This is a genomic window from Azospirillaceae bacterium (assembly GCA_028283825.1).
Classification (GTDB): domain Bacteria; phylum Pseudomonadota; class Alphaproteobacteria; order Azospirillales; family Azospirillaceae; genus Nitrospirillum.
The window spans coordinates 474077-492066 of record JAPWJW010000001.1 but is presented as its reverse complement, the minus strand read 5'-3'; the positions used below and the strand labels follow the sequence as shown (position 1 = coordinate 492066).

Below are 17990 nucleotides of genomic sequence, written 5' to 3'. Positions count from 1 at the left end.
AAGGCGCGCCCAAAAAAGAAGGTGGCGGACGTTGCCGTCCGCCACCCCCGTACTTCCAGATGTCAAACCGCAGATTAGAACAGCTTGAGGATCGACTGCTGAGCCTGGTTGGCCAGGGACAGGGTCGTCGTACCCAGGGACTGCTTGGTCTGCAGGGCCAGCAACTGGGCGCCAGCCGAGTTCTGGTCGACCTGCGTCAGGCTGTCGGCGCCGTCCTGCAACACATTGTTGAACGCGTCGGTGAAATCCGAACGGGTCTGAATGATGTTCAGGTTGGTGCTGAGCGTCTGAGAGGCAGCGCGCAGAACGTTGGTGGCGTTGGTCAGCTGAGCCGACGCCTTGTCGATGTCCGAACGATCCAGGAAATCGTTCTGGGCATAGTCGATGGCGAGGCCCTGGCCGGAAGTGGTGACGTTGGTCGCCGCCACGGTCAGGCCGCTGGTGTTGGTCTCATTGAACTGCACCGACAGGTCGTTGGTCGTCCCGGCCGCCGTGGTCTGCGCGGTGGTCAGGTTGGCCGCCCCGTTGGCGCTGGCCGCCTGCAGAATGTTCGCCGAGGCGACATTCAGGCGGACGGTACCGGAGTCGAACGCGAAGGCGTTTTCACCATCCGACAGCTTGGCGCTGCCCCGTTCGTTGTCGCCGGAACGGGTGATGGACACGCCGTTCAGGTCCGTCGCGGTGACGGCGATGTCAACGTTCTTCTCGATGGTGGACGTGCCATTGCCCGCGGTGCCCAGGGCTTCCAGGGATGCGCGGTCGATGGTGAACGACACCACGGTGCCCGACGAGAAGGACAAGGAGATGTCCTTGGTCAGCGCGTTGGAGGCCGAGGTGCCCAGCGTGAAGGAATTGGCCGTGCCGGTGGTGCCCGACGCGGTGATGGTGAAGCTGCCGCCGCTGGCGGTGCCGACGGTGAAGCCCGACGCCTGTAGGCCGTTTTTAACGACGTTCTGCAGGCCGGAAGCGATGCTGGCCTGACGGGTGGTGGGGTCCGCCGCCGACACGTCGCCCGCCGAGGCGGTGTACGTGAAGGTGCGGCCGTTCACCGTGGCGGTGAAGGTATCGCCTTCATCGACGTTGCCCGTGATCGTCACCTGCGACTTCTGCGCGACGCCGGAACTGCCGGCGGCCTGCAGGGTGTTGGTGGCCGACTGGGTGTTGTCGAAGAAGTTGATGGTACGCGACTCGTCGCCTTCCGTGACGACCACGCTGCGGGTCTGACCGACCGAGCCGCGGATCTGGACGGAAATGTCGGAGAAGTTGCCGGCGGTGCTGCTCAGCGTGCCGGAAACCTTCAGGCCGAACAGGCCACGGTTGGTCTCGGTGTCGGCGATGTCGCCGGCGGAGCCGGTGACGGCACCCGTGCCGCTGACACGCAACGAGTAGGTGTCGGCCGAGGTGATGTTGGTCACCTTGGCGTTGGAAATCGCGGTGATGGAGTTCGCCGAGGCAACCGACGTGGACGAAGCGGCGAAGGACTGGCCGTTACCGGCGACCAGGTTCTTGCCCGAATAGCCGCTGTCGCCAGCCAGCTTGTCGATCTGATCCTTGATCGCGTTGAACTGGGTGGCCAGGGACTTACGGGTCGAGACCGAGCTGGCGTCCGAACCCAGGTTGGCATAGGCGGTGGTCAGCAGGCCCTGCGCCTGGGTGACCATGTCCTGGATGGAGGTGATGCCCTGGTTGCCAGCCTTGATGGTGCTGACGGCCTGGGTCATCGAGTCCTTCAGCGTGGACAGATCGCTGGCGCGCTGGTTCAGGCTCTGCGCGGCAAAATAGGCGGTCGGACCGTCAAGGGCAGAATTCACCTTGTTGCCGGTCGACAGCTGGGTTTCCAGCTTGTTGGCAGAGGTCGTGGTCTGCTGCAGCAGCAGCAGGTTGGACCGCATGGCAGACGAGAGGGAAACGGAATCGGTGGCCATAATGATTGCTCCTTTGGAGGGTATGTTTGCCCGAATTTTTCGGACAATTCAGAGATGAACCGTTTGGGCCGGGGAGTCAAGGCGAGAAAGATAAAATTTTAGACGATTTCGTCCAAACTCTCGCGCTGCCCTTCCGGGAACCTTGGGGTGTCTTAGAAATACACCCCATCCCTTGCCATTTCCTTAACGTGGCAGGAAAGATTTTCCGCCACATCATTCATCACCGTCGCCCAATCGCCGCGGACCGGCTGGCGGTACAGGCGGGCCGTGGGATACCAGGCGCTGTCGGGCCGGTCCAGGCCCCAGCGCCAGTCCGGCGCCCGGGGCAGCACCACCCATACCGGCCGGCCCAGGGCGCCCGCCAGGTGCACGGGTGCGGTGCACGAACTGATCAGCAGATCCAGTTCGCCCAGGATGGCGGCGGTATCGGCCATGTCGCCGATCTCGGCGCCCAGGTCGGTGAAGGCATCGGGCAGGCGGGTGCCGTCCAGGTCGCGGCGGCCGTCGCCCATCTGCAGGCCGAAGAAATGCACCCCCGGCACCGCCAGCACCGGCGCGAAGGCGGGCAGGCGGGGGGAGCGCCAGCGGTCGCCGGTGAAGCCGGGGTTGCCGGCCCAGACCAGCCCGACCTTCAGGGCCCCGCTGGTGGTGCCCGCCAGCCGCCCCCGCCAGCGGTCGCGCCGGGCCTCGTCCACCGCCAGATAAGGCACGTCGGCCGGGATGGGGGCCAGGCCGGCGCGGAACAGTCCGGGCAGGCTCATGATCGGGCATTGCAGGTCGAAGGGCGGCAGGGCCCGGCCCGTGGGCGCCAGTTCGATATTTCCCGTCCGTGTCAGGCTGGCCAGCAGGCTTGCCAACTCCGGCGGCGCCTCCATCACCACCTTTCCGCCCAGTGCGGCCGCCAGGGGCAGATAGCGCGCGGCCATCAGCACGTCGCCCAGTCCCTGCTCGACATGGACCAGCAGGGTGCGGCCGGGAAAGGGCTGGCCGTTCCAGTCCGGCCTGTCGAAGGTGCGCAGGGGGGTGGTGCGGCTGTGGCGCCGCCACTCATAGCGGGGCCACCCCTCCTGGAATCGGCCCAGCAGCAGCTGCGCCAGCGCCAGGTTCCAGTTGGCCTCCACACCATCGGGTTTCAGGGCCAGGGACTTTTCGGCGGCGGCAATGGCCTCGTCGAACCGGCCCAAATCGTACAGGCTGACCCCCAGCGCGGTCCAGGCGCGGAAAAAGGCGGGGTCCAGGGCCAGCGCTCGGTGATAGGCGGTGACCGCGCCGTCCAGGTCGCCCATGGCCCGCCGTCCCATGCCCACATTCAGCCAGCCGCCGACGAAGCCGGGGCTTAGGCGCACCGCCTCTTCATACGCGGCCAGCGCTTCGGCGGGACGTTTCAATTCCGCCAGCGCCGTGCCCAGGTTGGTGTGGATCTCGGCGGCATTGGGGTAAAGTTGCAGCGCCTTGCGATAGGTGGCCACGGCGGCGTCCAACTGCTTCAGTGCCTTCAGGGCGTTGCCCAGGTTGGAATAAGCCTCGGCATAGCGGGGGTCGGCGGTGATCGCCCCACGGAAGGCGTCCGCCGCTTCATCCGCGCGCCTGGCCTGCAGCAGACAGGCACCCAGGCCGTTCCAAAGCTCAGGTTCCGGTGGCAGACCGCCGTCACGCAGCACCGCCACCGACTGTTGATAAAGCGGCAGGGCCTCCACGGCGCGGCCCTCATCCGCCAGCGGGGCTGCCCGGCCGACCAGGATGCGCGACAGGGCGCGGCGCGCCTCCGCCACTTGCGGGTGGCCCGGGGGGGCCAAGTGCAGGACCTCCGTCAGGACCGCCATCGCGTCCGCCAGGCGGCCGGCATCACGATGCTCCAGCGCCAGCTTCAGCGCTTTCTCGACAGTGGCCATGGGGTACGGTTCCTGGGATGGGGCTGTTCGTCCCCATCAGATGCAGAATTGCCGACCGAGGTTCAAAGCAAAAACGCAAAACCCGCACGGGCCTGGTGGCGCGCGCGGGCATGGGGTGGGCGGCGAAAATGTCCGTGCCGAAAAGGGAAGTCAGGCGACCAGATTGACGCCGACGGAGGCGGCCGCGGCACCCAGGGTCACAGCCGCGACCGTGGGGCTGACCAACCCACCCCCCGTACTGCCACCGGCGCTTCCGCCCGTCCCGGACCCGGTGCTGCCGCCACTGCCGAAGGCGGGCGTGGACGCGCCGGCGACCGTCGTCGCAACCGTCGTCGTGCCTGGAGTTCCAAAGCCCAGCGTTCCGGAACCTGAGCCGGAATTCGCCGTACCTTGGCCGCTGGCGTCGGAGGACGTGGTTCCCTGTCCGGTCTTTTGCAGTGTCGTGTTGCCGGCCACTTCGCCCGGCAACAGGCCTTCGCCCACTTGGTAACGCGGGGCGCCCGTGGCGCGCAGCCGGTACTGTTCCACCACCTGGCGGGAGGGCAGCTGGTAATCGACCGCGCCGGTCACGCTGTCACGGAATTCCGTCACCGCGATGGCGGCCTGGCTGTCATAGGTGGTGATGGGGCTGATGAAGGCGGGGGCCACCGCGTGCGCGATAGCCGCGGTCGCGCCCTGGGCCGCCGTTGCCGCGGTGGCGGCGACCGCGTCGGTCCCGCCATAGCCAAGCGCGCCTATGCCCATGCCACTGGTGGCCTGGGAATAAATGCCGCCTACGCTTAATACGCCATCCAATGCCATGGACGTCGGTCCTTGGTTGGGGGACAAAGGTCAGCCGTTCCCCATGCCACCCCACGCAGGGGCGTCATGGATCGTTTGGAAAACATCGGTTCGGTTCCCTTATCCCATCAACGGACCCGGCTGATTCCCAAGGGGAAAGGCCAGATTCGGCGGTGGTCGGGAAGCCGCGGATCACGCCACGGCTGGTTTTTCAAGTGGAACTTTAACAAAATTGTCGCCGTTCGCCAAAGTTTTTTCGCAACTCTACCGTTAGGATAGGGTGGCATGGCACCCGGCACGCGATTCCGGGTTGTGATGGAACGGTCGTAATACCGCCTTAAGGCTGTGGCGCGGGCCCCGTCGGCAGGCGGGTGAAGGCCGCAAGATCATCGGCCACTTCGGTGATGGTGGCCCCCCAATCATCCCACGCCGCCTGACGGTACAAACGCATGGTGGGGTACCAGGGACTGTCCGTCCGGTTCCGCAACCAGCGCCAGCAGCCATCGGTCCGCGACAGGACCCAGACCGGGCGGCCCAGCGCGCCGGCCAGATGGGCCACCGCCGTGTCCACGGTGATCACCAGATCCAGGTTTGAGACCAGGGCTGCGGTGTCGGCGAAGTCCCCAAGCTCCGCCGTCCAATCAACCAGGGGGAAGGGTGCCATCGACGCCTGGCTGGCTGGGCGGCCCTTCTGCAGGCTGATGAAGCGCAGTGTGTTTCCCCTGCCGGTGTGCCCCAGCGGCGCCAGCGCGGTCAGCGGCAGGCTGCGCCGGCGGTCGATCAGGGCGGACACCGGGTCGTCCTCCCGCGCGTCGCCGGCCCAGACCAGGCCCACGTTTCGCACCCCCGCCGGCGCCATACTCGCCAGCCGGTCCCGCCAGGTTGCGGCGGCTTCGGCCGGCGGCACCAGATAGGGGCAGGTGACGGGGATGGTGTCCAGGGTGGTGCCCAGCCGGTGGGGCAGGCCCATCAGCGGCGCGCGGATGTCCCAATCGGCCGGATCGATCGCCGTGTCCGACGGCAGGACGGTCACACCGGGGAAACTGCCGGTCATCAGGCGCGCCAGCGCCGGCTGCACCATGAGGCCCACCTTGGTGGGGCCCCCGGCGGCGGCCAGCAGCGGAGCGTAGCGGGCGAATTGCAGGGTGTCGCCGTGGCCCTGTTCGGCGTGCAGCAGCAGGCGGCCCCGGGGGACCATCCCCGGATCGCGCCATTCCGGGATCAGGTCCAGGCCGGGGGCCGGCGGCGGCACCTGGCCGGCCCGCCCACGCCATTCATAACCGGCCCACCCCGCCGCGAAGTCGCCGGCCATCAGCCGCGCCAGGGCGCGCTGCCAGTGGACGGCCGGCTCATCCGGCGCCAGGGCCAGCGCCTGGGCGTACAGTGTTTCCGCCTGCGCGTCATCGCCCTGGTCCTTCAGGACCGTGGCCAGGTTGGTCGGCGCGCGGTGGTCGGCCGGACCGGCCGCCATGGCCCGCCGAAACGCGGCCGCTGCCGCGTCCAGCCGGCCCTGGGCATGGTGCAGGATGCCCAGATGGTTCAGGGCCTCGGGCCTTGCCGGTGCCAGCGCCAGGGCGCGGTCTAGGACCGCCGCCGCCACGTCGAAACGGCCCAGGCGGGTTTCCACGAAGCCCAGGTTGATCAGGATTTCTGTGGCCTCTTCATCCATCGCGGCCGGATCCGTCAGCGCGTCGGCCTGGCGCAGCGCGTCGCCCGCCTCACCCAGGCGGTTCAGCGCCATCAAGGCCAGGCCCAGCCGCGCCCAGGCCTCCCGCCTTTTGGGATCCAGATCCGCCGCCCGGCGGGCCAGTCCCGCCGCCTCAGTCGCCTGCCCCTGCGCCAGGTGCGCCGCCGCCCGGTTCAGCCACAGGCTGGCCAGGTTGCGGGTGGCGCCGGCATGGCCGGGCCGCAGGCGCAGGATTTCGGCGAACCGGGCCTCCGCCTCGGCACCGTCACCGGTGCGGGTCAGCATGACGGCCAGGTCGTCCAGGATGTCGATCGCCTCCGGTGCACCGTCGGGTATGGCCGCAGCCGCCGCGCGGAAGGCTTGCACCGCGCCGGCGGCGTCGCCCGATGCGGCCAGGGCGCGTCCCCGTCGGCGGTGCAGCACGGCGGCCGGTGCACCGGTCGGGCCCAGGCTCAACGCGGCGGCCAGGGCCTCCGCCTCAATCGCCGGCCGGCCGGCCATGGCGGCGGCATCGGCGCGGGTGGCGTGGAAGGACGGCGCGCCAGGATTGGCCGCGGTGGCCCGCGTCGCCAGGTCCAGGGCGTCGGCCGCCCGCTGTGTCTGCAGGCACAGCACCGCCAGCAGGTTCAGGGCGTCGCCATGATCGGGCACGGCCGCCAGGATGCGGCGGTACAGCACCTCCGCCGGTTCCAGCGCCCCGTCGCGGTGGTGGCGCAGGGCCTCGTTCAGGGCTTCGGCGACGCTGGCCATGGGGTTTCCTTCCGGACCGGACGGGTTCAGGGCGGGGCGGTCAGCCCCGGGCCACCGCGCGGTCGGAGACGAAGGGGTTGTTGCGCCGTTCCTGCCCGAAGGTGGACGGTTGGCCGTGGCCGGGCAGGAAGGTGATGTCGTCGCCCAGGGGGAACAGCTTTTCGCGGATGGACCGGATCAGGGCGGCGTGGTCGCCGCGCGGAAAATCGGTCCGGCCGATCGACCCCTGGAAAATGACGTCGCCCACGATGGCCAGGCGCGACGGCTGGTGGATGAAGACGACGTGGCCGGGCGTGTGGCCCGGGCAATGCAGCACGTCCAGCACCAGGTCGCCCACCGTCACCGTGTCGCCGTCGTTCAGCCAGCGGGTGGGGGTGAAGGACTTGGCGTGCAGCATGCCGTACTTGGCGCCGTCTTCCGGCAGGCGGTCGATCCAGAACTTGTCCTCCTGTTCCGGTCCCTCCACCGGCACGCCGGTCTTGGCCATCAGGTCGGCGACGGCGGCGGCATGGTCGACATGGCCATGGGTGACCAGGATGCGTTCCAGCGTCAGCGACTGGCGCGCCAGGAATTCCTGGATCTGCTGGACGCCGTCGCCGGGGTCCACCACGGCGGCGCGGCGGGTGGCCGTGCACCACAGGATGGAGCAATTCTGCTGGAACGACGTCACCGGCAGGATGGCCACCTTCAGCGGCGGCGTGCCGGCGGCTTGATCCGCTGCGGGGGGAACGGTCTGGTCCGGCATGGGTGGCCTCCGGGTCCTGGGATGAATCTGAATCCGTCATACCCCGCCGGCGGGTCCAGATCCAGGATTGGCGGACCTCAAGCGGTGGCGGCGTCGCCGGTATCCGTGTCAGAGGTGGGGGAAGGGGCGGTGACCAGCGCCCGCCAGCGGCGCCACAACACGAATTGACGGCTCAGCACCGTGCCCAGCGCCACGGCGATCAGCACGTCGGACATCAGGCTGAAGGCGGCGCCGGGGCCGGTCGATGCGGGGTCCACGCCCAGCTGCCGCGCCGCCTGGCGGATGACCAGCAATCCCAGCAGCACGGCAAAGCCCACCAGCGACAGGCGCATGGTGACATGGCCGGTGTCGGGGTCGTGCGCCAGGTGCACCAGCCGGCCAATCACGGCGCCGCAACCCACCCCCGCCAGCAGGCCGCCGGCGATGGCCAGCCAGCCCAGTGGCGTCACGTGCGGTCCCAGATGCCCGGCACCCCAGGCATAAAAGGTCACCAGCGCCAGCAGCAGCAACGGCACGATGGCCAGGAAGGGGGGGCGCACCCGGCGCCAGACACGGGTGCGCCGCACCATGATCAACAGTGCCGCGGCCATGAAAAGATACGGCATGTAGGGCTGCATCTTTTGATCTTCCTCTGAACGTTCGGGCCATGGTCAAGGAATTGCGCCCCAGGGCCGGAGTCTCCGGCCGGCGGGTCCATGAAAAGCGGCCGGCCTTATCCTGGCGAAGTTTTCCGCACCCGCAAACAAAACCTGAGGGGCCGTCCTGAGTCCTAAGGATTACCACGGGTGATGGCTGACTTTCGGCATATGTCTTCGTGCCTGGTAGCAAAGCCTTAAGGACTAGGCCGGCAGACTGGAACCGAAGATTGAGGAGCGGGCTCATGGATATCGGTTTGATGCTGTCGGGTGCGGCGCCGGTGGGCGAGGCCCTGGAACAGGTGGGGCAGTTGGGCGCTTCAATGCCGGCACTGCTGACCGCCACCTTGGCCGTCACCGCCTTCGTCGCCCTGCTTCTGCGCCGTCGGGCGCTGGCCCGCACCAGCCGCCCGGCCCAGGCTCCGGTCGCGGGCAAGGGCGACCGGCTGACGGTGCTCAGCCGCATCCTGGCGACCGAAGTGGCGCGCCGCCGCCGTTCCGAAGTGCAGTTGATCGACGCGCACGCCCGGCTGGACCAGGTGCAGTCGCAGATGATCCAGCGCCTGCGCACCGCCAGCGCCATGCGCGATAACGAGACCGCCTGCCATACCAACCGCGTGGGCCAGATGGCCCGTCACCTGGCCCTGCTGGCCGGCACCGACCAGGATTTCGCCGATCAGCTGGCGCTGGCGGCCCCCCTGCATGACGTGGGCAAGATCGGCATTCCTGACGCCATCCTGCTGAAGCCTGGTCCCCTGGATGCGCAGGAATGGGATGTGATGAGGACCCATACCACCATCGGCGCCGGCATCCTGATGGGCAGCGGCCTGCCCCTGCTGGATCTGGCGGCGGAGGTGGCGCTCAGCCACCACGAACGCTGGGACGGCGAGGGTTATCCCCGCGCGCTCAAGGGCAACAGCATTCCCGTGTCCGGCCGCATCGTCTGCCTGGTCGATGTGTTCGACGCCCTGATGTCCGTACGGCCCTACAAGGAAGCCTGGCCGCTGGTCCGCGTGCTGGATCACCTGAACGACGGCGCCGGCCGGCAGTTCGACCCCGCGCTGGTTCGCCTGTTCCTGGCCAATCTCCAGGACTTCGTCGCCATCCGCGACCGCAACCTGACGCAGGTCGAGGAGGAGGATGAGGGTGCGGAAATGGCGATGGAATGGGAAAGCCCCGCCCGGCGGCCCGGCTTCCGCGTCGTTTCCTGAAGGCTTCAAGGCAGAGCACACATGAAGAAGGGGCAAGGGGCTGCGGAGCCGCCTTCCCTTTCCCATTTCCCGCAGTGGGCGTCGCGCGCTTTTCCCATGCGGATGCATGGCTGCTTTGCTGCCCCCGCCCATCTTCAACGTCCCCTACAGATCCCTGTCTGTCGCCAGGGCGTCCCCGCAGGCGGCCCACCCATGCCCGCATCCGGCGGACGACAGCCGCCGCCGATGGCAGCGACAGGAAGGCCGATGGTGGCGAAAATCAGTGGCATGGGAATGTTCCCGGTCTCTTTGCCGCAGCCCGATTTCCTAGGCGGAATAGGGGATTGGCGCTGGTGACGGCCGGGCGCTAGGCTGCCTGACGGTTATTCGCCGGCCCTGTTGGGGGCAGGGGAAGATCCCCACCGGGATTGGCGCCCCGGCATGTTCCGCCCGCTTTCTTTGGTTTGTCAGGCAGCCGCCAGGAACGGCCGTTATAGAGGGGTGGAACAGCCCTTTGGATGGGCCCCCGATCTCGCCCTGATGAGGGGTTCCCTTCCGCGCCTGACAAAATCGACACGTTAATCGTTCTTGCAAGCGACAGCTTTCCCACGCCCGTCCGTATAACCGACAAAAGCGCACCTATTCCTGTCGCCCTGGGCGGCGGGGCGACCGAAGTGTCGAGGGGCGCCGCCTGTGACAAGCGCGTTTTTGTCGCAGTCGTTAAGGTTGTTTGCATTTTTGCATCGGTGTGTTGGGCCCGAGCGCGTATGGGTGCCATTTTAACGAATGGCCTAAGTTGATTTGGCAACCATGGCGGGGTGATGACCCCACCCCGGGAGCCAGGAAAGCTGGGCCAGTCGGGCGGATGGCGAATTCGGGCAGATCCTTGGGTCGCCGGGACGGGGTACCCGACCGGGGCAAAGGAACCAAAAAAGTGGAATTGGCAGAAATGAAGATCAAAAGCGTCATCGTCATTGAAGTGGAGGCCGAGGATTTCGTGGCGGCCGGGGATCATCAGGCGGCGATCCGCAGCCTGTTCGAACCGATCATGACCACGTACCCCCAAGCCAACCTCACGTTCTCGCAGGTTAAGCAGCGCGCAGCCTCGCAGGTGCGACCGTCTCTGCGCCTAGCCTCCAACACGGGGAACATGCATCAATATGACAGCTAATCAGAACGACGGCCGCCACCGGCAGCGTAGCGCCCCCCTGGCGGCCCTTGAGGCCATGCGGTCGGTGGATGAGCAGTTTTCGCTGCTGGAGGCCTGCGGCTTCCTCTACATCTGCGAGAACGAGGGCATCAGCCTGCGCGAACTGGGCATGCTGTTGCGGGCCCAGCCGCACACGGTGTCGCGTATCGTCGCCCGCCTCTCCACGGGCTTCGGCAACCGCGCCTCCGATCTGGTCGAGGCGCGCACCCTGCACCACGACAATCGGGTCCGCACCCTGCACCTGACGGAACGGGGCCGCACCTTGTGCCGCACCCTGAACACCATCATCGTGCAGGCCGTTCCCATCGTCGATGAACGCGATGCCGCGCCGGCGTCCGGCCGGACCAACGCGGGCGCCTCCTGGGCGTCGGCCTCGGCCTGATCCTTTAAGTCGCGACCCCCGGCGGCCGTCTGGCCGCCGGGGCGCGCTTCTTCCCCTTAGTCCGCGACCTTCAGCACCAGCTTGCCGAAGTTGGCCCCGCTGAACAGCCGCAGCAGCGTGTCATGGAAGGCGGCCACGCCGCCCTCCGCCACGTCCTCACGCGTGACCAGCTGGCCTTGCCTGATCCAGGCGGCGATGTCCGCGACCGCCACCGGATAACGGTCGGCATAATCGAACACCACCATGCCTTCCATGCGGGCGCGGTTCACCAGCAACGACAGGTAATTGGCCGGTCCCTTCATCGCCGTCGTGTTGTTGTACTGGGAAATAGCACCGCAGATGACGATGCGGGCCTTGCGCGCCAATTGCGCCAGCACCGCCTCCAGGATGTCCCCACCGACATTGTCGAAATAGACGTCCACGCCCTTGGGCGCGTGGGTGCGCAATTCCCGGCGGATGTCGCCGGCCTTGTAGTCGATGGCGGCGTCGTAACCCAGCGTTTCCACGGCGTACCGGCATTTGTCGGCGCCGCCGGCGATGGCCACGGTGCGGCAGCCCTTGATCCGGGCAATCTGGCCGACCACGGCGCCCACCGCCCCGGTGGCGGCCGACACCACCACCGTGTCGCCGGGCTGGGGCTGGCCCACGTCCAGCAATCCGAAATAGGCGGTCATGCCCGGCATGCCCAGGGCGCCCAGGTGCACCGGCAGCGGGGCCAGGTCCGGATCGACCCGGGTCAGGGCCTTGGCCGACAGGGTCGCGTATTCCTGCACGCCCAGGGCGCCGCTGACATGGTCGCCCGGCTTGAAGGCGGCACTGGCCGAAGCGATCACGCGGCCGACGCCGCCCGCGCGCATCACTGCACCCAGCTCGACGGGCGGGATGTAGGACTTGCCCTCGTTCATCCAGCCGCGCATGGCCGGATCCAGGGACAGGTACAGGGTCTGTACCAGCACCTCGCCCTCGGCGGGCAGGACCGCCGGTTCTTCCGTGTGCTGCCAGCCGTCCGGCGTGGGCAGGCCGACGGGCCGCGCCGCCAGGCGGATCTGGTGGTTGATGGGGGTGCTCATGGGATGTCCTCCCGTCTCGATTGGCCGGTGTGCCCCGGCCTTGGCTGACGCGGACCGGATCCTAACCTTAAAGTCCGCAAAAAGAAAACGGCGGGCCCTGGGACCCGCCGTTTCCATGAAGACTGACTTGGATGCGCTGTCAGAAGTCGGCGGTGACGCCCAGGAAGAACGTCCGGCCCAGGGTGTCGTAGATACCCGGGAAGGTGTTGCCGTTGCCGTAGTTGCTGGTGCCGGACACGCCGTAGATGTTGCTGTCCAGGATGGGCGGGTCCTTGTCGAACAGGTTGTTGACGCCGAACCGGACCGTGTAGTGGTCGTAGACGTTGGCGGTCATGGCCAGGTCGAAGTAGCTGTAGGAGTTGATGCGGCCGTCTGCCTTGTCGTAGTCGCCGGCCAGGATGGAGTTGGCGGTGTTCTGGTCCAGCTTCACGCCGCTGATGTAGCGCCAGTTACCCGACAGGTTGAAGTTCCACGGGGTCTCCCAGGTGACGCGGAAGGTGTGGCGCCACATCGGGGTGGGCTGGCCGCAGGTCACGCCGAACAGGCCCTTACAGTTGTAGGCCTGCTCGCCCGGCTGCTGCTGGATCAGGTAGTTGGCCAGCCAGGTGCCGTTGAACTGGAAGGACACCGAACCCTTGTCCTGGATGTTCAGGTCTTCCAGGTCCAGCATGTAGTTGATGCCGAAGTCCACACCCTGCTCATCCAGGTAGCCGGTGTTCATCTCGGTATCGACGATATAGCCGCCGGTCAGCGCCAGGCTGCCGTTGCTGGCGCGATGGATCAGGCTGCAGTAGTAGCTGTCACCGGTGTTCAGGCACTGGCTCATCACCGACGACGCCGACAGCGTGCCGATCAGGTCGGTCACCCGGATGTCGAAGTAGTCGATGGTGGCGGAGAAGTTGCGCAGGAAGGTCGGGGTGATGACGGTGCCGACGGTCCAGGTGTCGGCGGTTTCCGGCTTCAGCGCGGTGTTGCCGCCGGTCTCGACGTTGCACTGCGAGGACGTGCATTCGGCGATGGTGCCGTACTGGGCGGCGGTCACGCCGGTGCGGGAGCACTGGGCCAGGGTGGCCGACGGGCTGGAGCCCGAGCAGGGATCCGACGCCGAGGTCAGGCCGACGGTCTGGGTGGAGTACAGTTCCAGGATGCTGGGCGCGCGGACGGCGCGGTTGAAGCCGCCGCGGAAGCTGACGTCGCTGATGGGCGCGTAGTCCAGGCTGATCTTCCAGCTGTCGACCTTGCCGGAGGAGCTGTAGTCGGACCAGCGGTAGCCGGTGTCCAGCGACAGGTCCTTCACCCAATCCACACCCTGCACCAGCGGGATGCGCATTTCGCCGTACAGTTCCTTGACGTCATAGGCGCCGGAGGAGTTCTCGGTGGCGCCGCCGGAACCGGCCAGGTCGCCCGAGGAATTTTCCTCGTCCACCTTCAGGTTCAGGCTTTCCTTGCGGTATTCCGTGCCCACGGCGATGGCGATGGGGTTCTTGGCGAACGGGCTTTGCAGGCCGAATTCGCCGAAGTCGCCGGTGACGGAACCACTGACCACGTCCTGGGTGACGCTGCCTTCCTTGAAGGACGACGTGCTGATGTAGTTCCAGGCGGCCTGGCTGATGCCGTTGGTGGAGAAGATGTTCAGCGGCACGCAGTTCGCGTCGGTACCATCGACGACGGACTGGCAGGTGGCCACACCGTTGACGTTCACGACGTCCAGGGCCTTCTGGACCTTGGAGATGGAGACGTCGTTCTCGTAATGCTCGCTGTACAGCGTCTCGGAATGCTGGGCGTAGACGTCGTAGCTCCAGCCGCCGCCCAGGTCGCCCTTGGTGCCGATGACGAAGCGGTAGTCGGTGTGGGTGATGTCGTCGTAACGCGCCTTGTCGTCGCCGGCGAAGCGCAGGCCGATGGTGCCCGACCAGTTGGCGCTGGTGCCGGCGTTGGCGCCGCACAGCGTCGACGCTTCCGACTCCGACATCAGCGGATTGTCGCAGTTGATGTTGTACAGCGCGGAATTGAAGATGGCCGACGAGGCGATCTGCGCCCGGGTGTGGTCGGTCATGAACATGAAATCGGTGTAGACGTCGAACGCCGGGCTGATTTCATAGTGCGCGAAGGCGCCGCCGGTGTAGCGCTCGTCCTGGCGCTGCAGGTAGTTGTACGGGCCGTAGTTGAACGACAGCGCGTTGGTGTACGGCACGAAGGTGGAGGTGCCGTTGGGGTTCAGCGCATAGCCGGTGCCCGAGCCATTGGTCTTGAAGTCGCCGTACAGGTTGTTGCTGGAACCCTGGCAGACGTGCGTGTCGTTGGTGTCGCCCGACACGGACATGGAACAGGCGGACCAGTCGCGGCTGGACTGCTTCACCGGTTCCGTCCAGCGGTACGTGGCGTAGGCGGTGACGTTGCCCTTGTTGTTCGGGGCGTTGGCGCCGATGATGAAGGAACTGTCGCGCACGAAACCGTCGAACTGGCTGCCCGGGACGGACAGGCCGAAGTTCTTCAGCGCGGTGTCGGCTTCCTTGTTGTTGTTGTCGTGCTGGGCGGCCGACAGCTGGTAGTCGACCTTCACGCCTTCGAAATCGCGCTTCATCTTGAAGTTCACGACACCGGCCACGGCGTCGGAACCGTAGACGGCGGAGGCGCCGCCCGTCACCACGTCCACGCTTTCCACCAGCGCCGCCGGGATGAAGTTCACGTCGGTGTAGGGATAGCTGGGATCACCGCCCACCATGCGGCGGCCGTCGATCAGCACCAGGGTGCGCGAGGCGCCCAGGTTGCGCAGGTTGATCGTGGCGGTGCCGCTGGCACCGTTGGATACGCCTTGCGTCTGGTCGGCGGTGACGCCCGGCAGGTTGTTCAGCAGGGTTTCGACGTTGGTCGTGCCCTGGAACTGCATTTCCTTCTGGCCGACCGTGGTGATCGGACTGTCGCTGGTCAGGTTCGCCGCCTGCTTGATGCGTGAACCTGTGACGACGATTTCTTGCATATCGCTACTGTCGGCGCTTTGCGCCGCGGCCTGTCCGGCTATGAGCCCGGCGGACAGGGTGCTGAGCAGGATGGTCGACGTGAGCAAACGTCCCCGGTTTGTCATTTTCTTCAACTTCTTGTCTCCAACCAACCGCCATGAAAATGGCGCTGCGACGGTCACGACCGACAATCCCGCGCTTGAAATGCCCCGTGGGCGCCGGGTCGCTTGGAGCAGAGTTTTTGAGGAGTGAAAATCTAGCGTCAACTAAAGGCGATAAAAGTCCGTTACATCTGGAGTCAATGTCACGTTTCAGTGACACTTAATATTAATAAAGCATCGTTATTTTAGTAACTCGTTGGTAACAGGCGTATAATTTATTTATTTCATGTGATGAATATTGTGTGCAATCGCGATGATTGTCGCTGGATCAATTGCAGAATGATTCTGCAAATAAGCCTGTTTCCAATGGCTTAGGCCTTACATCGCTAGCATTGCGGCCAAAGTTATGGTGCCATGGGGGTGGCAAAATCTTTTCAACGGGGAGTGGCGATGCAGCCTGACGTTCCGGCCCAGCGGTCCAATGCGGCGGCTATGGCGGCAATGAAATCAGGCAATTACGCGGAGGCGCAGGCCATTCTGCAGGACGCGCTGCGGCAATCGCCGCGGGAATTGTCCCTGTGGCTGAATCTGGCCGCCGCCCGGCGCGCCATGGGCCGCCACGCCGACGCCCTGGCGGCGGTGGACCATGCCCTGTCGCTGGAGCCGCGGTTGTTCATGGGCCTGCTGATGCGCGCGTCGCTATTGCAGGCCATGGGACGCAAGCGCGAGGCGGGTGAGGCCTATGGCATCGCCGTCACCCTGGGAGAGACGCAGGAGAACCTGGATCCCCCGACTCAGCGGGCCCTGGCCCAGGCCCGCGCCGCCCATGCGACCTACATCCAGGAAATGGCGGATTTCCTGCGTCCGGTGGTGGACCAGGGGGCGGCCCGGGGCAGCAGTGCCGACGCCCGGCGCATGACGTTCTTCACCGACCAGTTGCTGGGCCGCCGCAAGATCTACACCCAGCAGCCGACGCATTATCACTATCCCGACATGCCGGCGATCGAGTTCTACGATCGTGACGAATGCCCCTGGCTGCCGACGCTGGAGGCCGCGACCGCCGACATCCGTCGGGAACTGGAGGCCGTGCTGGCGGAACAGGCGCTGGCCGGCGCCTTCGTGCCCTATATCGACTATCGCGACGACCGGCCGATGGACCAATGGGCGGAGCTGAACCACTCCCCGCGGTGGAGCGCCTTTCATTTGTTGCAGCATGGTGTGCCGGTTCCGGGCAACGCCGACCGTTGCCCGAAAGCCATGGCCGTGCTGGAACAGATGCCGCAGCCGCGCATGATTCGGCGGTCGCCGGCGGCCATGTTCTCGGTCCTGAAGCCCCGCACCCGCATACCGCCGCATACCGGCGTCGCCAACACCCGCCTGGTGGTGCACCTGCCGCTGGTGGTGCCGCCCGGTTGCGGCTTCCGCGTGGGCAATGAGACGCGGGAATGGCAGATGGGGGTGGCCTGGGCCTTCGACGACACCATCGAGCATGAGGCCTGGAACGACGGTGACCAGGTGCGCGTGGTCATGATTTTCGATATCTGGAGCCCGCGCCTGTCGGCGGCGGAACGGGATTTCATCGCCCATGTCATGTCGGCCATGGACGATTTCCAGGCGGACCAGCCGTCCGGCGGCTTCGGCGCCACCCCCCTGACACCGGCCAAGCCGTCCGGCGGCGGGGGGTTCTCCAGCCTCTAGGTTTCAGGTCTTTAAAATGTTGATGGACTGACGGTTCCGGGGGCGCCAAAGGGTGCCGAATGAAACAACCAGCGGCATGGGGGGCATGCTGCTGTAGGCCCCGACCGGGACCGCCGGAGATTTCTGGGAAGCATCAGCGGACCAGAAATCGAGGATCAGGCAAGCCGCCGGATGGCGGCGCCCGCCGCTTGAGGGACTTAAACAGTGTAGCTGCGCAGGAACACGTCCACGGCCGCGTCCACCGCCAGGCTGATGGCGGCCTCATCCGGCTTGGGCCGGATGTCCAGCAGCACGGCGTCCACGTGCTCCGCCTCCACCAGGGCGCGGAAATGCGCGGCCGCCCGGTCGGCGTCGTCAGGGCGCAGGCGGCCCCGGTCCATCAACGCCGTCAAATACTCCGCGAACAGTCCCCAGCCGATCTTGGGGCCGTTTTCATACAGCAGGCGCCCCACGTCGGACCGTTGCGCCTCCGCTACCGTCATGCGCCGCACGGAGATGGCCCAGGGCGACAGGATGAAATCCAGATAGATGCGGCCGAACCGCCGCAGCGTTTCCCCGACGTCCTTGTCGGGGTTCAGGGACTTGAACGCCCCCTGCTTCATGTCGCCGGCGGCATCCGCCATCACCGCCACGAACAGCTCTTCCTTCGACCGGAAATAGCCGTAGAGCGTCGCCTTGGACCCGCCGAGGCGGCTGGCCAATTCCGACATGGACGCGGCGGTGAACCCCACCTCCTGGAACAGGGCGCTGGCGGCGGCCAGGATGGCCTGTCGCCGGGCTTCGGTCTTCACCTTCATGTCGGTATCGGGATCCTCAGGAAATGGGCTGCGGGTTGGCGCCGCTTCGCAGGCGCGACCTTGCCTTGATCGGCCGGGGCACATCAAGCCGTATCATTCTTATAACTGAACCGTACAGTTCAATTTTGTCTTGACCACAGATTGGACAAGGCGCATAGAACCAAACCG

General features: G+C 66.5%; 13 protein-coding genes. 4 read left to right on the top strand and 9 right to left on the bottom strand.

From position 1 onward, the window contains the following. Positions 1-74: 74 nt before the first annotated feature. The 6 genes from PW843_01840 to PW843_01815 form a co-directional block, all read right to left on the bottom strand. Positions 75-1925 (bottom strand): flagellin, encoded by a 1851-nt coding sequence (locus PW843_01840; GenBank protein MDE1145344.1) that lies wholly within the window; start codon positions 1923-1925, stop codon positions 75-77. A 152-nt stretch (positions 1926-2077) separates the two neighbouring features. Then, positions 2078-3817: a tetratricopeptide repeat-containing glycosyltransferase family protein gene (locus PW843_01835; protein ID MDE1145343.1), complete on the bottom strand. Its 1740-nt coding sequence runs from the start codon at positions 3815-3817 to the stop codon at positions 2078-2080. Positions 3818-3967: 150 nt separating this feature from the next. Next, complete coding sequence (locus PW843_01830) at positions 3968-4618, bottom strand: hypothetical protein (protein MDE1145342.1); 651 nt, start codon at positions 4616-4618, stop codon at positions 3968-3970. A 316-nt stretch (positions 4619-4934) separates the two neighbouring features. After that, positions 4935-7034 carry a tetratricopeptide repeat protein gene (locus PW843_01825; protein MDE1145341.1) on the bottom strand — a complete coding sequence of 700 codons (2100 nt, stop codon included), beginning with the start codon at positions 7032-7034 and terminating at the stop codon, positions 4935-4937. Positions 7035-7074: 40 nt separating this feature from the next. After that, positions 7075-7779, bottom strand: a complete 705-nt coding sequence (locus PW843_01820) for an MBL fold metallo-hydrolase (protein MDE1145340.1) — start codon at positions 7777-7779, stop codon at positions 7075-7077. A 77-nt stretch (positions 7780-7856) separates the two neighbouring features. After that, the gene (locus PW843_01815) at positions 7857-8384 is read right to left on the bottom strand and encodes a DUF1453 family protein (GenBank protein MDE1145339.1); all 528 of its coding nucleotides are present in this window, start codon (positions 8382-8384) and stop codon (positions 7857-7859) included. 275 nt (positions 8385-8659) lie between these two features. On the opposite strand from PW843_01815, the gene PW843_01810 reads away from it, so the two are divergent. The 3 genes from PW843_01810 to PW843_01800 all read left to right on the top strand — a co-directional run bounded on the left by PW843_01810 (position 8660) and on the right by PW843_01800 (position 11196). Then, positions 8660-9625 carry an HD domain-containing protein gene (locus tag PW843_01810; GenBank protein MDE1145338.1) on the top strand — a complete coding sequence of 322 codons (966 nt, stop codon included), beginning with the start codon at positions 8660-8662 and terminating at the stop codon, positions 9623-9625. 928 nt (positions 9626-10553) lie between these two features. Next, the gene (locus PW843_01805; protein ID MDE1145337.1) at positions 10554-10775 is read left to right on the top strand and encodes a hypothetical protein; all 222 of its coding nucleotides are present in this window, start codon (positions 10554-10556) and stop codon (positions 10773-10775) included. Beyond that, on the top strand, positions 10765-11196 hold the full coding sequence (locus PW843_01800; GenBank protein MDE1145336.1) for a hypothetical protein: 432 nt from the start codon (positions 10765-10767) through the stop codon (positions 11194-11196). The genes PW843_01805 and PW843_01800 overlap by 11 nt, the downstream gene beginning before the upstream one ends. Before the next feature lie 56 nt (positions 11197-11252). Here PW843_01800 and PW843_01795 read toward each other — a convergent pair whose 3' ends face one another. After that, positions 11253-12266 (bottom strand): NADP-dependent oxidoreductase, encoded by a 1014-nt coding sequence (locus tag PW843_01795; protein ID MDE1145335.1) that lies wholly within the window; start codon positions 12264-12266, stop codon positions 11253-11255. 139 nt (positions 12267-12405) lie between these two features. Then, positions 12406-15351 (bottom strand): TonB-dependent receptor, encoded by a 2946-nt coding sequence (locus PW843_01790; GenBank protein ID MDE1145334.1) that lies wholly within the window; start codon positions 15349-15351, stop codon positions 12406-12408. Between the two features lie 426 nt (positions 15352-15777). Between PW843_01790 and PW843_01785 the strand changes: the two genes are divergently transcribed. After that, a complete protein-coding gene (locus PW843_01785) occupies positions 15778-17025 on the top strand; it encodes an aspartyl/asparaginyl beta-hydroxylase domain-containing protein (GenBank protein ID MDE1145333.1) in 1248 nt (415 codons plus the stop codon). 197 nt (positions 17026-17222) lie between these two features. Here the strand turns inward: PW843_01785 and PW843_01780 are convergent, their stop codons facing one another. Further along, the gene (locus PW843_01780) at positions 17223-17822 is read right to left on the bottom strand and encodes a TetR/AcrR family transcriptional regulator (GenBank protein ID MDE1145332.1); all 600 of its coding nucleotides are present in this window, start codon (positions 17820-17822) and stop codon (positions 17223-17225) included. Positions 17823-17990: the final 168 nt, after the last annotated feature.